The sequence below is a fragment of the Rhizobium rhizogenes NBRC 13257 genome (assembly GCF_000696095.1).
Lineage (GTDB): Bacteria > Pseudomonadota > Alphaproteobacteria > Rhizobiales > Rhizobiaceae > Rhizobium > Rhizobium rhizogenes.
In genome coordinates this window covers 399,896-417,735 of sequence record NZ_BAYX01000004.1, presented here as the reverse complement: position 1 = coordinate 417,735, position 17,840 = coordinate 399,896, and the positions used below count along the sequence as shown (strand labels likewise).

At 61.9% G+C, this 17,840-nt stretch carries 13 protein-coding genes; 6 read left to right on the top strand and 7 right to left on the bottom strand.

Annotation, left to right across the window (positions count from 1 at the left end; all coding sequences use genetic code 11):
• Positions 1-122: 122 nt before the first annotated feature.
• The 3 genes from RRH01S_RS11460 to RRH01S_RS11450 all read right to left on the bottom strand — a co-directional run bounded on the left by RRH01S_RS11460 (position 123) and on the right by RRH01S_RS11450 (position 3,853).
• The gene (locus tag RRH01S_RS11460) at positions 123-917 is read right to left on the bottom strand and encodes an FAD binding domain-containing protein (protein ID WP_007690043.1); all 795 of its coding nucleotides are present in this window, start codon (positions 915-917) and stop codon (positions 123-125) included.
• Between the two features lie 18 nt (positions 918-935).
• The gene (locus RRH01S_RS11455) at positions 936-3,281 is read right to left on the bottom strand and encodes a xanthine dehydrogenase family protein molybdopterin-binding subunit (RefSeq protein ID WP_012652619.1); all 2,346 of its coding nucleotides are present in this window, start codon (positions 3,279-3,281) and stop codon (positions 936-938) included.
• Positions 3,282-3,364: 83 nt separating this feature from the next.
• Positions 3,365-3,853: a (2Fe-2S)-binding protein gene (locus RRH01S_RS11450; protein WP_012652620.1), complete on the bottom strand. Its 489-nt coding sequence runs from the start codon at positions 3,851-3,853 to the stop codon at positions 3,365-3,367.
• A gap of 296 nt (positions 3,854-4,149) precedes the next feature.
• Here RRH01S_RS11450 and RRH01S_RS11445 point away from each other — a divergent pair, with 296 nt between their 5' ends.
• The 3 genes from RRH01S_RS11445 (at position 4,150) to RRH01S_RS11435 (ending at position 10,965) form a co-directional block, all read left to right on the top strand.
• Positions 4,150-4,467: a YMGG-like glycine zipper-containing protein gene (locus RRH01S_RS11445; RefSeq protein WP_007690049.1), complete on the top strand. Its 318-nt coding sequence runs from the start codon at positions 4,150-4,152 to the stop codon at positions 4,465-4,467.
• A 324-nt stretch (positions 4,468-4,791) separates the two neighbouring features.
• Positions 4,792-6,717, top strand: a complete 1,926-nt coding sequence (locus RRH01S_RS11440) for an autotransporter assembly complex protein TamA (protein WP_110924619.1) — start codon at positions 4,792-4,794, stop codon at positions 6,715-6,717.
• Positions 6,718-6,780: 63 nt separating this feature from the next.
• The gene (locus RRH01S_RS11435) at positions 6,781-10,965 is read left to right on the top strand and encodes a translocation/assembly module TamB domain-containing protein (RefSeq protein ID WP_042471700.1); all 4,185 of its coding nucleotides are present in this window, start codon (positions 6,781-6,783) and stop codon (positions 10,963-10,965) included.
• A gap of 54 nt (positions 10,966-11,019) precedes the next feature.
• Here RRH01S_RS11435 and RRH01S_RS11430 read toward each other — a convergent pair whose 3' ends face one another.
• From RRH01S_RS11430 to RRH01S_RS11420, 3 genes are all read right to left on the bottom strand, one after another.
• Positions 11,020-11,748: a haloacid dehalogenase type II gene (locus RRH01S_RS11430; protein ID WP_042471698.1), complete on the bottom strand. Its 729-nt coding sequence runs from the start codon at positions 11,746-11,748 to the stop codon at positions 11,020-11,022.
• A 102-nt stretch (positions 11,749-11,850) separates the two neighbouring features.
• Positions 11,851-12,621, bottom strand: coding sequence for a helix-turn-helix domain-containing protein (locus RRH01S_RS11425; protein ID WP_110924618.1), 771 nt, complete (start codon positions 12,619-12,621; stop codon positions 11,851-11,853).
• Between the two features lie 107 nt (positions 12,622-12,728).
• Complete coding sequence (locus tag RRH01S_RS11420) at positions 12,729-13,157, bottom strand: Lrp/AsnC family transcriptional regulator (RefSeq protein WP_007690060.1); 429 nt, start codon at positions 13,155-13,157, stop codon at positions 12,729-12,731.
• A gap of 136 nt (positions 13,158-13,293) precedes the next feature.
• Here RRH01S_RS11420 and rocF point away from each other — a divergent pair, with 136 nt between their 5' ends.
• The 3 genes from rocF (at position 13,294) to RRH01S_RS11405 (ending at position 16,065) form a co-directional block, all read left to right on the top strand.
• On the top strand, positions 13,294-14,229 hold the full coding sequence (gene rocF / locus RRH01S_RS11415) for an arginase (RefSeq protein WP_042471694.1): 936 nt from the start codon (positions 13,294-13,296) through the stop codon (positions 14,227-14,229).
• 20 nt (positions 14,230-14,249) lie between these two features.
• Positions 14,250-15,452, top strand: a complete 1,203-nt coding sequence (gene rocD / locus RRH01S_RS11410; RefSeq protein WP_042471690.1) for an ornithine--oxo-acid transaminase — start codon at positions 14,250-14,252, stop codon at positions 15,450-15,452.
• Positions 15,453-15,588: 136 nt separating this feature from the next.
• Positions 15,589-16,065, top strand: coding sequence for a chemotaxis protein CheW (locus RRH01S_RS11405; RefSeq protein WP_007690066.1), 477 nt, complete (start codon positions 15,589-15,591; stop codon positions 16,063-16,065).
• Between the two features lie 84 nt (positions 16,066-16,149).
• Here RRH01S_RS11405 and RRH01S_RS11400 read toward each other — a convergent pair whose 3' ends face one another.
• Entirely contained in the window at positions 16,150-17,811 is a 1,662-nt protein-coding gene (locus RRH01S_RS11400; protein ID WP_012652628.1) for an OFA family MFS transporter, read from the bottom strand.
• Positions 17,812-17,840 lie beyond the last annotated feature (29 nt).

Genomic DNA, 17,840 nt, shown 5'->3' with positions numbered 1-17,840 from the left:
TAATTTTGAACAATTCTAGACAAGAATAGACGATCACGGCGAATTGACAATTACAACCATGCCCGGCGCTGGGACGAACCGGAGGGCGACCGAGCCGCCACTCCGGCATTTTCCGTGGCGATCTATGCTGCCGCCACCGCGCGCTTGGCCATGACCTTTATCAAATTGGCGCGGTATTCGGCCGTGGCATGCAAGTCGGACATCAGCGCCGACGAATCGACGGTTGCGTTGGCAACGGCATCCGGCGCCCAGTTCGCCGCAAGCGCCTGTTCCATGCCGGCATGGCGGAACACGCCGTCCGCACCCGCGCCGGTAACCGCGACCCGAACGCCACCCACGCCCTTGGCGACGAAGACGCCGGTCATGGCGTAGCGCGAGGCCGGATTGGGGAATTTGGCGTAACCCGCCTTCTCCGGCGCCTCGAAGGTGATGGCGGTGATCAGCTCGCCGTCTTCCAATGCCGTCTCGAACAGGCCGGTGAAGAAATCATCGGCCGTAATCTGGCGCTTGTCTGTGACGATGGTGGCGCCCAAGCCCAGCATGGCCGAGGGATAGTCCGCCGCCGGATCATTATTGGCGACCGAACCGCCGATCGTGCCCATATGGCGAACATGCGGATCGCCGATCATGCCGGCGAGATCGCAGAGCGCCGGACAGACGGCACGGATCGCCGCCGAAGAGGCGACCTCCGCATGCGTCGCCGCCGCTCCGATGGTCACCCTGCGGCCATCGACGCGAATGCCCTTCAGCGACGGAATATGCCGGAGATCGACGAGATCGCTCGGCGAGGCCAGCCGCTGTTTCATGGTGGCGATCAGCGTCATGCCGCCGGAGACATATTTGCCCTCGTCGGCGCCCGACAGAAGCTTGACGGCTTCGTCGACCGAGGAGGCGCGGTGATAGTTGGTTGCATACATGGCTTTCTCCTCCTCTTCTCAGGCCACGGCCCGGGTGGCTTCCCATACCTTCAGCGGCGTGGCCGGCATGGTAAGCGTGTTGTTACCGATCGCATCGGTGATAGCGTTGATCAAAGCCGGAGGTGAACCAATAGCGCCGGCCTCGCCGCAGCCCTTGATCCCCAGCGGATTGCTCGGGCAAGGCGTGTTTTGATGCGACAGTTTGAAGGACGGCAGATCGTCGGCGCGCGGCATGGTGTAGTCCATGAAGCTTGCCGTCAGCAGCTGGCCGTTCTCGTCGTAATGCACGCCCTCGAGCAATGCCTGGCCGATCCCCTGCGCGATACCGCCATGCACCTGGCCCTCGACGATCATCGGGTTGATGATATTGCCGAAATCGTCGGCGGCGACGAACTGGATGATCTCGGTCTTGCCGGTTTCCGGATCGACCTCGACTTCGCAGATGTAGCAGCCGGCCGGGAAGGTAAAGTTGGCCGGATCGTAAAAGGCGGTTTCCTTCAGGCCCGGCTCCATGCCGGCAGGCAGGTTGTGCGCGGTATAGGCCGACAGCGCTACCTGAAACCACGGCAGCGACTTGTCGGTGCCGGCGACCTTCACCTCGCCGTTCTCGATGACGATATCGCTTTCGTCGGCTTCCATCAGATGGGCGGCGATCTTCTTTGCCTTGGCCTCCACCTTGTCGAGCGCCTTGACCACGGCGGACATGCCGACGGCGCCGGAGCGCGAGCCGTAAGTCCCCATGCCCATCTGCACCTTGTCAGTATCGCCATGGACAATGGAGATGCTGTCGATCGGCACGCCGAGCCGGTCGGCGACGAGCTGCGCGAAGGTAGTCTCATGTCCCTGGCCATGGCTGTGTGAGCCAGTCAGCACTTCGATGGTGCCGACTGCGTTGACACGCACCTCGGCCGATTCCCAGAGACCGACGCCGGCGCCGAGCGAACCGACCGCCTGGGACGGCGCGATGCCGCAGGCTTCGATATAACAGCTCATACCGATGCCGCGCTTCATGCCGCGCGCTGCCGCTTCCGCCTTGCGGGCAGGAAAGTTGCTCCAGTCCGCCTGCTGCATGGCGGCATTCAGCGACGCCTCGTAGTCGCCGGCGTCATAATTCATGATCACCTGCGTCTGATAGGGGAAAGAGCGGATGAAATTGGCGCGCCGCAACTCCGCCGGCGAAATGCCAAGCTCACGCGCCGCCGTTTCCATCGTGCGTTCCAGGAGGTAGGTCGCTTCCGGCCGTCCAGCGCCGCGATAGGCGTCGACCGGCACCGTATTGGTATAGACGGTGCGGACATTGGCGTGGATCGCCGGGATCGCATATTGCCCGGACAGCAGCGTCGCGTAGAGATAGGTCGGCACCGCCGAGGAAAACAGCGACATATAGGCGCCGAGATTGGCGATGGTGTCGACCTTCAAGCCGATGATCCGGTGTTCGGCATCGAAGGCCATCTTGACCTTGGAGACATGGTCGCGGCCATGGGCATCGGTGAGGAAAGCCTCGGTGCGGTCGGCCGTCCATTTGACGGGCACGCCGGTTTTCTTCGAGGCCCAGAGACAGACGATCTCTTCCGGATAGATATAGATCTTCGAGCCGAAGCCGCCGCCGACATCGGGCGCGATCACCCGCAGCTTGTTTTCCGGCGCGACATTGTAGAAGGCGCTCATCACCAGCCGCGCCACATGCGGGTTCTGGCTGGTGGTGTAGCAGGTATAGTGATCCTCAGCGGAATCGTAGATGCCGAGCGTTGCGCGCGGCTCCATCGCGTTCGGCGACAGCCGGTTGTTATGGATCTCGATCTCGGTGACATGCGCCGCAGCGGCAATCGCACTGTCGGTCGCAGCGCCATCGCCAATCTCCCAGTCGAAGATCAAGTTGCTTGGCGCCTCGGGATGAATCTGCGGCGCATCGGGCTTCAGCGCCTCGACCGCTTCGACGACGGCGGGAAGCTCATCATAATCCACCACGACGGCCTCGGCCGCGTCGCGAGCCTCGCCCAGGCTGTCGGCAACCACGATCGCCACGGCATCGCCGACATAACGCACGGTATCGACCGCCAGCGGCCGCCATGCACCCATCTTCATCGGCGAGCCATCCTTGGAATGGATCATCCAGCCGCAGATCAGATTGCCGATGCCATCGGCAAGCAATTGCTTACCGTCCAGCACCCCGATTACGCCCGGCATGGCCAGCGCCGCCGACGTGTCGAGGCCGGTAATCTTCGCGTGCGCGTGCGGGCTGCGGACGAAATAAGCGTATTTCATGCCCGGCGTCACCATGTCGTCGGTGTAGCGCCCCTTGCCCGTCAGAAATCGTTTGTCTTCCTTGCGCGTGACGCGCGCACCAATGCCTTCAACGCCCATGATATCCTCCCATTGGGGTTCCGGGCCCGGCAATCCGCCAAGATAACAGCCATTGGCGTTCGCCAGACAGTCTCGGTGAAATCTTACTCGGCCGCCTGCTTGGCGGCGTGCATTTCGGCATTGGCGGCAAGAACCGCCTGGACGATATTGTGATAGCCGGTGCAACGACAGATATTGCCTTCCAGCTCGGCCCGCACCGTCTTTTCGTCAAGCGAACCGCCGTGACGATTGATCATGTCGACCGCCGTCATCACCATGCCAGGCGTACAGAAGCCACATTGCAGGCCATGATGCTCCTTGAAAGCGGCCTGAACGGGATGCAGCTCGCCGTTGGCGGCCAGGCCTTCGATGGTCGTGATCGCCGAGCCAGACGCCTGCACGGCGAGGATCGAACAGCTCTTGACCGATTTTCCGTCCATATGAATCACACAGGCGCCGCACTGGCTGGTGTCACAGCCGACATGGGTTCCCGTCAGGCCAAGCTTTTCCCGGATGAAATGGACAAGCAGCGTGCGCTCCTCGCACTCGCCGCCGACCGTCCGGCCGTTCACCGTCAAAGTCACCTTTGCCATATTTTCCTCCACGCCTCTCCTCCAGAGGCAATTCCCATCATTTGACTTTTTTGAAGTACGATCAACCTCTACTTTAGAAGTAGGCGTGGATTTTCCCTCGCGCAATTTATTCCGCCTACCTATTGTAGATTCAGCTAGTTTAGCATTAAAGAAAATAAAGATGCCCAATGGACAATCATATTTTACGCGATATTTCTTCGTAGCTGCAGGACTGTAAGGACAGCCCATCGTGGTGGAGCTGAAGAATGGGACGACGTTGGCCGGGGGTCCGGCTTAACTAACGTTGGAGAGAGTGAATGAAGAAAGTTCTTATGCTCGCATTGGTCGGCTTGTCGATCGCAAGCTGCACCCCGACTGAACAAGGCGCCGGCATCGGCGCGGCATCCGGCGCCATCATCGGCGGCGCGGTGACCGGCAACGTCCGCGGCGCAGCCGTCGGCGCCGCGATCGGTGGCGTTTCCGGCGCTGTCATCGGCAGCGTCGCCGAACAGCCCGGCCAGTGCTACTACCGCGACCGCTATGGCCGTCGTTACATCGATAATTGCCCACGCGGCGGCTACCGTGATGATGGTGGCTATCGTGGCGGTTACGGCGGCTACAACAGCGGCTACTGATCAACAGCCAATAGAAATGACCAAGGTCCCGGGCCCAAAGCCCGGGATTTTTTGATTTCAGCCTCCTGGATTAAGAGCATCGGGGACGCAGCAACCTCCTCTTTACCGGCGGAAAATGACGGGCACCAACTGCCCTGTGGAAACAGCCGCAATGGCCCTAAGTCCCGGACGGAAATCCGGGATTTTTCATTTTTACGGCCGCCTTTTGTAAGTTTTCGTGTCTAAAAAGGTACACGCGGGACGCTTTTGTCTCTATGGTGCCCCCGCGTTAACCCCGGGGAAACACCAAACTGAGTAAGTTCTCACATAACCGTAAAGCGGCGTATGCGTAAAAGAACTGGCCCGAGAAAGAGTATTGCGTATCGGCGAGCAGGCACCGTAATGGCGGTTGCGGCAACACTTGCGCTCGCCCCGCTCTGTGCCAAAAACGCCTTTGCTTTCAAGCTGTTCGGCATGACCCTCTGGGGCGAGGACGAGACGACGGACCAGGTTTCCGATCCCGTCCGCTACACGGTCGATCTGAAGACCGACAATCTCGACAAGGACCTCAAGAAATCCCTGACCGACACGTCGATGCTGGTCGCCGACAAGAAGAAGCCGGTTTCCGGTGATCTCGGTGTCGTCATCAAGGCGCGCGACGATCGCGACCGGCTGATCGCTACCCTTTATGAAAAAGCCCGTTATGGCGCGGTGGTCACCATCACCGTCAACGGCACCAATCTGGACGCGCTGCCGCCGAACCCGACCTTCAGCCGCTCGACGCCCGTAGCCGTAACCGTCAGCGTCGATCCCGGCCCGTTCTTCAAGCTCGGCAAGGTCAATCTGCTGGGCGACGCGGCCGACCGCAACGTCACGCAATACGGGCTCGTCCCCGGCGGTGATGCCGGCTCGCTGACCATTATCAAGGCGGGCGACAAGATCGTCGCCGACCTTAAGAATGAGGGCCACCCACTCGCCAAACTGGACAGGCGCGATGTCGTCGCCGATCACGCGACCCGCACGGTCGAGGTGACCCTGAAGGTCGACAGTGGCCCGATCGCACCCTTCGGCAATGTCGGCGTTACCGGCCAGAAATCGGTCGATCCGGATTTCATCAAGCGCTATGCCCGCATCAACGAGGGCAAGCCCTATTCCCCGGACGAATTGAAGAAAGCCTCCGACCGGCTGCGCAAGCTCGGCGTCTTTTCCAGCGTCACCATCCGCGAGGCCGAAAAGCTGGCACCGGACGGCAGCATCCCGATGACCATCGAAGTGTCGGAAGGCAAGCAGCGCTATTTCGGGGTCGGCGCGCAATATTCCACCATCGACGGCTTCGGCCTGCAGGGCTATTGGGGCCACCGCAACCTGACCGGCCGGGCGGACTCGCTGCGCATCGAGGGATCTGTCTCCCGGCTCGGCGAAACCACCGATGTCGGCCAGCTCGACTATAGCGCCGGCATTACCTACGTGAGGCCCGCAACCCTATATCCCTCGGCGACCTTCACCACCGGCCTGAAGATGCAGAGCCTGCATCCGGATGCCTACGATGCCGATACCGCCACCGTGAGCGCCGGTCTTGCCTACGAGCTGTCCGATCAGGACACTGTCTCCGCCGGCGGCGAAATCTCCTATGAGCAGGACAGCACCGACGCCTATGGCGATCAAAACTATCTGACGGTTGCCATCCCGCTCGAATATGTCAGGGACACGCGCGATAACAAGCTGGACCCGACCGAGGGCTACCGCGCCTCGATCAGCGCCAAACCGAGCTATGAAGCGATGGGCGGTGCAGTGTTCAGCTCCTTCGAGGGCTCGATCACCGGCTATCAGGGCGTCGGCGCCAACAACAACGTCGTCTTCGCCGGCAAGCTTGCCCTCGGCTCGCTGCTTGGAGCCAACAGTATCGAGGACATTCCGGCCACCCGGCGCTTTTATGCCGGCGGCGGCGGCTCGGTGCGCGGCTACGCCTATCAGGAAATCACGCCCTACAACTCCAATGGCGATGCGCTCGGCGGCCGCTCCTATGGCACCGCCTCTTTCGAAGCTCGCATCAAGATCACCGACACGATCGGCATCGTGCCCTTCGTCGACATGGGCAGCGTCACCGACAGCGCGTTTCCCGACTTTTCCGATCTTCGCATTGGCGCGGGCGTCGGTGTGCGCTACGCTACGCCCTTCGGCCCCATCAGGCTCGATGTCGCCGTTCCCCTGAAGAAATATCCTGACGGTACGGCATATGGCATCTACGCCGGCATCGGCCAATCCTTCTGACCAGCCGTATGATCGGAGATCAGTTCAGCACGCGGTTACAAAATTGAGGTTACTGTCGCTCTCATGAGCATGTTGATTCGAATTCTCGGGAGATTGTTGCGCTTCGTCGGCTATGTCGTCGTGGCGATTCTCGTGCTGGCCATTATCGCTGTACTCGTCGTCGGCTTCGTGCCCGGCGCCACCGGCTATGCCGTGAACCGGGTGGCAAAGCTCGTCTCGACACCGGACCGCACCATCACGATTGCCCAGCCGTCCGGGCTTCTGACCGGCAGCCTCCGGGTCGGCGCAATCACCGTTACCGATACCAAGGGCACCGTTGCGAAACTGCAGAATCTGGCCATCGACTGGTCGCCGCTCTCGCTGCTGACGGGCACGTTCCATGCAGATCGCGTCGCCGCGGACGTCGTGGACCTTCAGCGCCTGCCAGTGTCGACGGTGAAAGCGGAACCTCGGGCCGCGACGAGTGAAAGCAGCGGCTTCTCGCTGCCCATCGCTCTCGATATCGGCGCCATCGCCCTGCCGGATCTACGCATAAGCCAAGCCGTCGCCGGCCAGGATTTCGCCCTTGTGGCCAATGGCAGCGTCAAGGCGAACAACAACAGCATCGATCTCGTCCTCAATGCCAATCGCCAGGATGTTCCCGACGCCAAGCTCTCGACCAACATCTCCTTTGCGCCAGCCGAAAACCGGCTGAACCTGAAGGCCGACGTCGCCGAACCGCGCGACGGCTTGCTCGCCGGACTGCTGCATCTGCCGGGTGGCCCGGCGATCGACATCAATCTCTCCGGCGAGGGGCCGCTGTCCAACTGGGTCGGCAAGCTGCAGGCGGCACTCGACGACAAGCCGACGGTCTCGATCAGCGGCCAGCACACCATGTCGGCGGACGGGCTGCATCATATTGACGTCAAGGGCGGCGGCGACGTCGATTCTCTGCTGCCACCGACCTTGCGCCCGCTATTTGCCGGCCAGACGACGATCGACCTCTCCGCCACCTTCGACGGCAAGGGCAAGATCGATATCCAGACCGGCAATCTCGCCACCGGCAGCGTCGTCATTGCCGCCTCCGGCACGCTCGATCCCTCGGGCAATAACAGCCTCAACGCCAACCTGCTCGGCACGTCGGGTCCGGTCGATTTCCGCTGGCCGATGGAAAACGGTGAGCTGCGGGCGAAGATCTCGCGCGCCGACCTCGCGCTGACGGGCGCCTCGCAGTCGGCGAAGATCGATGCCAAGGCTTCGCTCGAAAGTGCCAGCGCGCCGCAAGGCCAGATCGGCCAGATAAATCTCAGCGCCCAAAGCGACGCCTTCAACCTGGCCACCGCGTCCGGCCCGCTGCAGCTTCGCCTCGTGGTCGGTCAGACCGCATTCGTCAGCCCCGATCTCAACCGTCTGATCCGCGCACCGATTTCGCTGACTGCGCCGCTGCAGATCTCGCCCGACACGATCGGCTTCAACAACACGACGCTGGAAAGCGCCAGCATCGGCGGCACCGTCAACGGCAAGTATACGCTGTCATCGAAGGCGCTGACCGGCAACTTCAAGCTCTTCGCGCTGCCCGCCGTGCTGCCGGATGGCGTATCGAACAAGTTCGAGGGAACGATTTCGCTGGAAGGCCAGGTCGCCGGCACCGTGCCGACGAAGATCAACCTCTCCAATCTGGCGGTGAAATCGAATGTCGGCGAAATCAACGGCAATGCCACGCTCGATGGCCAGACGCTGGCGTCGAACCTGACAGCCAAGCTGCTCGACCTCTCCAAGCTGATCCCGAATGCCGAGGGACAGGCGGATATCGGCCTCAAGACCAAAGGTCCGCTGACAGCACTCGGCATCGACGCGACGGTGAAGGCCGTCAACGTCAAGCTCGCCGGGCGGTTGCTGGACACGCTTGACGTCGCGCTAACCGGAACCGCCGATCCGAATGCCCCACAGGCGGATGTGCAGGCGAACGGCGCCATCGACGGCAAGCCGATCAGCATCACCGCCAACGCCACCTCTCAAGGTGGCCGCACCAGCATTCCGGCGCTTGCCGTCGAGATCGGCCCCAACAAGCTGCAGGGCAAGCTGGATTTCTCGCCGAGTTTCGAACCGACCGGCGCGCTGACCTTCGATCTTCCCGATCTCAGCCTCATCGCCGCCCTCGCCGGACAAAAGGCGGCCGGCGACCTGAAGGGTACGCTCGACCTTTCCAACGCCAATGGCAAGATCGGCTTGAAGGTGGATGCCACCGGCGGCGGTATCCGCCGTGACGATCTCGTCATCGACAAACCGGTCATTGCGCTCACCGTCGATGACCTGAAATCCTTTTCCGCCAATGGCAGCATCCGTGCCGGCGCTATCGCATCCGGCGCCAATCGCATCGCCGATCTCGGTCTGACCTTCACGCAGCAGGGCAGCCGCACGGTGTTCGATCTCAAATCGAGCTATGACAACGCGCCGCTCACCGCCAGCGGCAATGTCGAGACCGGCGGCGGTCAGACGGTCGTCAGCCTCGACAGTTTCGCGGGTGCGCCGCGCACCATTCCGGTGAAGCTGGCCTCGCCGACCAAGATCACCATCAAGGACGGCACGGTTGCGCTGAACGGTCTGACCATCCAGACCGGCGGCGGCTCCGTGGTCGTCGATGGCACCGCGGGCCAGGCGCTGAACATCAAGGCCAAGATCGACAACCTGCCCGCCAGCCTCGCCAATGTCTTCGCCCCGACGCTTGCCGCCGAAGGTGCGATCTCCGGCACAGTGACCGTCACCGGTAAGCCGGCTTCGCCTGTCGTCGGCTTTCAGACCAATTGGTCAGGGGCTGCCACCAGCCAGACGAAATCGGCTGGGCTCGGTCCGCTCGGCATCAAGGCGAACGGCAAATTCGCCGATAACGTCGTCACCATCGACACCAACCTGACCGGCCAGAGCGGCCTGGCGCTGAACGGAGGCGGCACGGTCGCCGTTGCCGGCAGCAAGGCGCTGGCGATGAAATTTTCCGGCAACCTGCCCTTCGACGCGCTCGCCGGCCAGCTCGCGGCGCAGGGCTTGGTCATGACCGGCACGGCGAAGATCGACCTGCAGATCGGCGGCACGACCGCCGCCCCAGCTATTACCGGCACGATCACCACCGATGGCAGCCGGCTTGTCGATGTCCGCCGCAACCTCACGCTCAACGGCCTTGCGGTTACCGTCACGCTCGACGGCAAGCAGGCGGTGATTTCACGCCTCAACGGCAATCTCGCGAGCGGCGGCAGCGTCTCGGCGAGCGGCACGGTGGGCATCGTCGCGGACGGCGGCTTTCCCGCCGATATCCAGCTGAAATTCAACAACGCGACCTATGTTGACGGTACGCTGGTGACGGCAACCGTCAACGGCACGCTCGGCATCAAGGGACCGCTGATGACCGCACCGGTGCTGACGGGCAACCTGAAGCTCAACAAGGCGTCGATCACCGTGCCGGAAAAGCTACCGGCCTCGCTCTCCGAGATCAACATCAAGCACAAGAACGCTCCGGCCGCGGTCACCGCCCAGTTCAAGGATCAGAAGCCGCAGGCGCCAAGCAGCAAATCCACCAGCCTCGGCATCGAGATGCAAATCGACGCGCCGTCACAGATCTTCGTGCGCGGCCGCGGCATCGATGCGGAACTTGGCGGCAGCATCACGGTTCGCGGCACGGCGGCAAATCCAGTCGTCTCCGGCGGCTTCACCATGCGGCGCGGTCGCCTGACCATCCTCAGCCGCCGTCTGGATTTTACCGACACCAGCAAGATTACCTTCGGCGGCGACCTGACGCCGGCGCTCAACATGGAAGCCACCTCGTCGGTGAGCTCCACGACCATCACCGTGGATGTCACGGGCCTAGCGACCGACCCGCAGATCGGCTTCTCCTCCTCGCCTGCCCTGCCGCAGGACGAGGTGATGGCACAGCTGATTTTCGGCCAATCGATGTCGAAGCTGTCGGCGATGCAGATCGCCCAGCTCGCCGATGCCGCCAGCCAGCTCGCCGGCGGGCGCTCCACCTCGCTGTTCGACGGTCTGCGCAGCCATCTCGGCGTCGACGATCTCGACATCTCCACGGATTCGAACGGCCAGGCGCAGGTCGGCGCCGGCAAGTACCTGAACAAGCGCACCTATATCGAACTGCAGCAGGGCTCCTCCAACAACACCAAGGCGATTATCAATCTCGACGTCGGACGCGGAGTGAAGTTGCGGGGTGCCGCCGGCTCGAATGGCGCGGGCGAAGCAGGCATCGTCTACGAGCACGAATATTAGGGCGATATGGCCGGAAAGCCTGCTCACAGGCATTCCGGCTAACAGATACGTTAATCAAGCCCCAACGGCACTGCGATGCGTATCGACAAATTCGGCAAGGCTCTTGAACACGAAGTCCACTGGCGGGATGTTCGACGGCACCGGCGTGGCTCCGCCACCGGGCCGTCCGGAACGCCGGTCGATCCAGGCGCGGGCTAGGCCCGCCTTTGCCGCCGGCACATGATCGTGATGAAGGCTCTGTGCGGTGTGAAGCACCTGCGAAGGCGCAATACCAAAATCATCGCGCAAATGATCGAGCAGATAGGTGAAATTGCGCGGATCGGGCTTGTAGGACCCGATGTCTTCGGCCGTGTAGACCGCATCGAAATTTACCCCGAGTTTCCGATTGCTGGCCGCAAAGCTGGTGCGATCGACATTCGACAAGATGATGATCTTGTAGTGCTTCTTCAGATAGCAGAGCGCGCCGGCGGAATCCGGAAAAGGCGGCCAGTCCGGAACCGACATGCCGAAGCGGTCATGCATCTCAGAGGAGACGCGCGCACCCCAGAATTTGGCCATGCGCGCATGCACGATCCCGAGCAAAGAAGAATACCGGAGCGACGGCGTCTCAACCTCCTGCTCCATCTCCAGCCGGCCGAAGAGTTCGAGCGCCTCCTCGCGGTCCGTGGTCAGCCCGCCTTCGCTCAAGAGCGGTTGAAGAGCGTTCCAGAGGCCAGCCTCCCAATCGATGAGCGTGCCGTAGCAATCAAAGGTGAGAGCCTTGAAATCAGTCAGTTTGGTCAAGCGGGCCTCCTGAAGACAGATGTTTGTCTGGCGGAATTTCGCAGGAATCGGAGCCCTTGTGATGAGGCGAAGCTCCGAATGACTTGACCGAACCTCCGATCTTCAATCCGCGACCGACCTGCCATCTGCATCGGCATTACGGAAGGCCGATGGGGTCAAGCCGAATCTCTGCTTGAACTGTCGGTTAAAGGACGAAGCATTTCGATAGCCGAGATCATAGGCAATTTCCGAAATCGGCAGTGATGTGTTGACGAGCAGATCGACGGCACGGTCGAAAAGCTTCCGCAACTGGTATTGCCGCGGCGATTGACCGACCGCTTCCCGAAAAAGCGCATGGAACTGGCTTTGCCCAAGACCGGCCTTGCGCGCCATGTTCGTCACGCTGGTCTGCCCAAGGTCGTTTCCCAATGCGCCAGCCGCGTCAAGAACACGCCGTTCGGCCAGGCTCCGGGATGCAGCAGCCGTCGCCGGCTCCTGCTTGAGGAGCTGCAACCCGCTCAACGCCAGATGGGCGACATCCGGGGCGCGACGCCCATCCGCTTCGACCTCCCGGCCAAGCTGGTTGAAAAGCCGCCAGAGCCAAGGCTTGATCTTGATCGTCAAAGCCGACGCGTCGCTCAAGACGGAGGGAACAAGCGCGTCGGGAAGAGACGTAAGCTCCACGTCCATGACCATGAGGCTGCAATCGGCGCTCGGCACGAAATTGTGCATGCGGTCCTGCGGGATGATCGCCATGCTATTGCTTGAAACGACATCGGCCCGCCCTTCGACATCGACCAGCATGGAACCGCGCATGGGAAACAGAATCTGGCTATAGTCGTGACGATGACGATCCGGGCCGGCATATTGCCGGATTTCAAGATTGATTGACATGTTGACCTCGGGGCAAGCCACTCCATCTGACCAATTATGCGCGCGGGCATCGTCCGCAATAAGTATGCTCCAGAACAAACAACCTGACCACCGCTGTGGCCTCGTATTCAAAATCCCATCTTGCTCGTTTTCAGCAAGATATTAGACTCCGTCGTGTTGATGCCATTGATAAGCCGGATGCGGCGCAGCGTTTCGTCGAAGGAGGCGAGGTCACGGTCTTCGAGTTCGGCGATGAAATCCCACTTGCCGTTGGTGCTGTGCAGCGCTCTCACCTGCGGCAGGCCACGAAGCTGATCGGCGACCTTGTCCGCCAGCTTGCCGAGCACTTCGATGAGCACGATGGCGCGGACGCCGGCGGCGCGGGTTTCGTGGCCGGTTCGGATGGTGAAGGCGGTGATGGTGCCGGTGTCGACCAGCCGCTCGATGCGGGAAGTAACGGTCGCGCGCGAGGTGCCGGTCGCTGCCGCGAGCGAAGAGACGGAAGCGCGGGCGTTGTGGCGCAATGCACTCAGGAGGTCGCGGTCAAGATCATCCATGGACCTATCATTCTGTCAAAACGAACTTATCAATTTGTCGAAAACTACTCGATTTTCGACAATTTTCCATCTTTTTGCTGTCGCCTGCCTAACCAATAATGCGAATCAATAGCCCTAACCCTTTGGAGCGCCGCCGATGAGCGTAGAACCCACATCCGTCACCCTGATCGGCGTTCCGCTTGAGGAAGGCTCCGGCCGTCGCGGCGCCAGCATGGGGCCGACTGCCCTGCGCATTGCCGGCATCGCGACAATGCTGACCGAACTCGACCATCGCGTCACCGACAGCGGCGACCTGCATCCCACCCCCGCCGCCGACCTGCCGGACGATCCGAAAGCGCATCATCTAAAGATCGTCGGCGCCTTCACCCGCGCGCTTGAAGCCAAAGTCTATGACGTCGCTTCATCCGGCGGATTCCCGCTGATCCTCGGCGGCGACCACAGCCTTTCCATGGGCAGCGTCTCCGGCATGGCGCGCCATGCGGCAGAGGTCGGCCGGCCACTCTTCGTGCTCTGGCTGGACGCGCATTCGGACTTCAATTCGCCGGCGACATCGCCATCGGGCAATATTCACGGCATGCCCGTCGCCTTCTTCTGCGGCCAGGCGGAGATCGCCAATGTGCTGCCGGCCGGGCGGCCGCTGGTCGATCCGAAGAAGGTCTTCCAGGTCGGCATCCGCTCCGTCGATCCGCATGAGCGCGAGCAGATCCGCGAGCACGGCGTCAACGTCTTCGACATGCGCTCGCTCGACGAACAGGGTGTGGCCGCGATCATGCGCCAGGTGCTTGACACGATCAGCGCCGCCAACGGCCTGCTGCATGTCAGCTTCGACGTCGATTTTATCGATCCGGACATCGCACCGGGTGTCGGCACGACGGTGCCGGGCGGCGCGACCTATCGCGAAGCCCATCTGATCATGGAAATGCTGTCCGATAGCGGCCTCGTCTCATCGCTCGATCTCGTCGAGCTCAATCCCTTCCTGGACGATCGCGGCAAGAGCGCCCGTGTCCTGGTGGAGATGGCGGCAAGCCTGTTCGGCCGGCGCATCTTCGACCGCCCGACAAGAGCGGCATAGTATTTCTGGGGGAAATTACCATGAGCGCACCAGCCGATCTGATTGCCACCGAGCAGCGTCTCGGCGCCCATAACTACAAGCCGCTCGACGTCGTGCTCACCCGCGGCGAAGGCGTCTATGTCTGGGATACCGATGGCAAGCGCTATCTCGATTGCCTCTCGGCCTATTCGGCGGTCAACCAGGGTCATTGCCACCCGAAGATCCGCGAGGCGATGATCGAGCAGGCCGGCAAGCTGACGCTCACCTCCCGCGCCTTCCGCAACGACCAGCTCGCCTATCTCTACGAGGAACTGGCAGCACTCACCGGCTCCCACAAGATTCTGCCGATGAACTCCGGCGCCGAAGCCGTCGAAACCGCGATCAAGGCGGTGCGCAAATGGGGCTACGAGGTCAAAGGCGTGCCGGAAAACCAGGCGGAGATCATCGTCTTCGCCGACAATTTCCATGGCCGGACGCTGAGCATCATCAGCTTCTCGACCGATCCCGATGCCCGCGCTGGCTTCGGCCCCTATACGCCGGGTTTCCGCGTCGTGCCCTTCGGCGACGCCGATGCCTTCGCCGCCGCGATCAACAGCAACACTGTTGCGGCGCTGATCGAGCCGATCCAGGGCGAAGCCGGCGTCATCATCCCGCCTGCCGGTTATTTCACCCGTTTGCGCGAACTTTGCACTGCCAATAAGATCACGCTCATCCTGGACGAGATCCAGACCGGCCTCGGCCGCACCGGCAAACTACTGGCCGAGGAACACGAGGGCATCGAGGCCGACGTGACGCTGATCGGCAAGGCCCTGTCAGGCGGCTTCTATCCGGTCTCCGCTGTCCTCTCCAATTCCGAGGTGCTCGGCGTGCTGAAACCCGGACAGCATGGCTCCACCTTTGGCGGCAATCCGCTCGCCTGCGCCGTCGCCCGCGCGGCTCTGCGCGTCCTGACCGAAGAAGGCATGATCGAGAACGCCGCCGTCATGGGTGATTATTTCCTCGAAGGCCTGCGCTCGATCCGCTCCAACATCGTCAAGGATGTTCGCGGGCGCGGCCTGATGATGGCGGTGGAACTGGTGCCCGAGGCCGGAGGCGCGCGGCAATATTGCTATCAGCTCAAGGATCTCGGCCTGCTCGCCAAAGACACTCATGACCATACGATCCGCCTGGCTCCGCCGCTGGTCATCACCCGTAATCAGGTCGACTGGGCGCTGGAGCAGATCGACAAAGTCCTGGCGCGCTGAGCTCAACCTTTAGAAGAAACTAAACTACGCAAGGGCCGAAATCTCTTCCATAGGTTTAGGTTTGAGCAACATTCTTACGCTATCGTCCTGGATAGAGCGCCGGATTTGGCGCCATGCGTCAACGGGAAGAATGTTCATGGCCACGATCAATTCCACCAGCTTCAGCGGCGATACGCTGGAGATCATTGCCTTCCGGCTTCACGATCAGGAATTCTGCGTCAAGACCACCACGATCCGCGAAATCCGCGGCTGGGCGCCGTCAACGCCGATCCCGCATGCGCCGGCCGATGTCATCGGCGTCATGAACCTGCGCGGCTCAGTCATCCCAATTATCGATCTCGCCTACAAGCTGGGCATGGAGAGCACGGTCGCCAATGAACGCAGCGCCATCGTCGTGGCTGAGGTCCATAACATGGTCATCGGCATGCTGGTCGATCGCGTCTCCGACATTCTGACGATCGCTGCCGACCAGGTCCAGCCCGTCCCCGAAGTCACCGCCTCCTTCGACCGCGCCTACTGCGAAGGCATCATCGCCACCGAAAACGGCATGATCTGCTTCCTGAACCTTGCCAAGATGTTCAAGGAAGGCGAAGCCGAAGAACTCGCCGCCTGAGCGCCTACTTTTCATTTCAGTCCCCACGAAAAAGCCGCCCCGGTCGTCCGGGACGGCTTTTTCCATGCAAGTAGCGTGCCGGTTTCAGCCAAACAGTGCAAAAGTGCTTCTGATCGTCACCCAGACGCCCCAAAGCAACGGGATGCCGACGATCGCCCAGGCGATCAGCGCCTTGCCGTCGAACCCGCCCTTGCCGATGCCGAAGGAGCCCGTCGGGCCGGCATTGGCGGCGGCAGTCTTTGCCTGCAGCGCGGCCACTTCCTCATCCGACATGAACCACTTGTCCGCAAGCGGTCTTACCAGCGAGTTGGCAATCAGGCCCAGCGCCAGCATGCCGGCGAGGATATACATAGTGAAGGTATAGAGCTGCGCGCCTTCGACGCCAGCAGCCTTCTGTGCTTCACGGATGTAATTGACCACCACCGGGCCGACGATCCCGGCCGTCGCCCAGGCCGTCAGCAGCCGGCCATGGATGGCACCGACGAATTGCGTGCCGAAGATATCGGCAAGATAGGCCGGGATGGTGGCAAAGCCGCCGCCATACATCGAGAGAATGATGCAAAGGGCGCCGACGAACAGGACCTTGCTGTGAATGCCCGCCGCCCAGGGGGCAAGCAGGTAAAGCGCGATACCGATGAGGAAGAAGCAGTAGTAAGTGTTCTTGCGGCCGATCTTGTCGGAGAGCGACGCCCAGAAGAAGCGACCGCCGATATTGAAGAGCGACAAGAGACCGGCAAAGCCCGCGGCAATCGCTGCGATGGCCGCCACCTGTTCCTTGCTGAGATCGCCGAACTTCACATCCGGCAGGCCGATCAGCGCACCGCCGAAGATTTCCTGCAGCATCGGCGAGGCCATGCCGATGACGCCGATACCGGCAGAAACGTTGAGGCACAGTACCGCCCAAATCAGCCAGAACTGCTTGGTCTTATGGGCGTTGCGCAGATGCACATGCTTGGTCGTGATCATCGTGCTCTTGGCGGCGGGCGGCGTCCATCCCTCAGGACGCCAGCCGGCCGGCGGCAAGCGATAGCCGAAGGCGCCGCCCATCATGAAGACGAAATAGATCGCCGCCATGACGATGAAGGTCTGCCAGACGCCGACCGAACCATCGACGCGGAAATTGGTCATCAGCAGGTTGGCGAGCGGCGCGCCGATCATTGCTCCACCGCCGAAGCCCATGATCGCCATGCCCGTCGCCATGCCACGCCGGTCGGGGAACCATTTGATCAACGTCGAGACCGGCGAGATATAGCCGAGGCCAAGCCCGATGCCGCCGATCACGCCCGCGCCGATCCACATCAGCCAGAGCTGATGATAGATGACGCCGATCGCGGCAATCAGGATGCCGCCACACCAGCAGCAGGCCGAGACGACACCGGCCTTGCGCGGGCCGGCCCGTTCCAGCCAGCCGCCCCAGATGGCGGCGGAGGAACCGAGCAGCACGAAGAACAGCGTATAGATCCAGCCGAGATCGCTGACGCGCCAGTCGCAGCTTGTCGTGACCAAAGCGGAAAGGAGATTGAGGCTGGCGCATTCAGCCGAAGGCGGCGTCGTTGTGCCGAGCGCCTTCGACAGCGGCAGCCAGAAGACGCTGAAGCCATAGGCCATGCCGATGCAAAGATGGATCGCCAGGGCCGCCGGCGGCACCAGCCACCGGTTGAAGCCAGGCTTGGCGATAATGCGCTCGCGATCGAGCAGTCCCGGCGCCGCCGCGCCCCTTGAAATATCCGTTTCCGCAGTCGCCATGAACAACCCTCCTTGTTTCAGAGACCTGA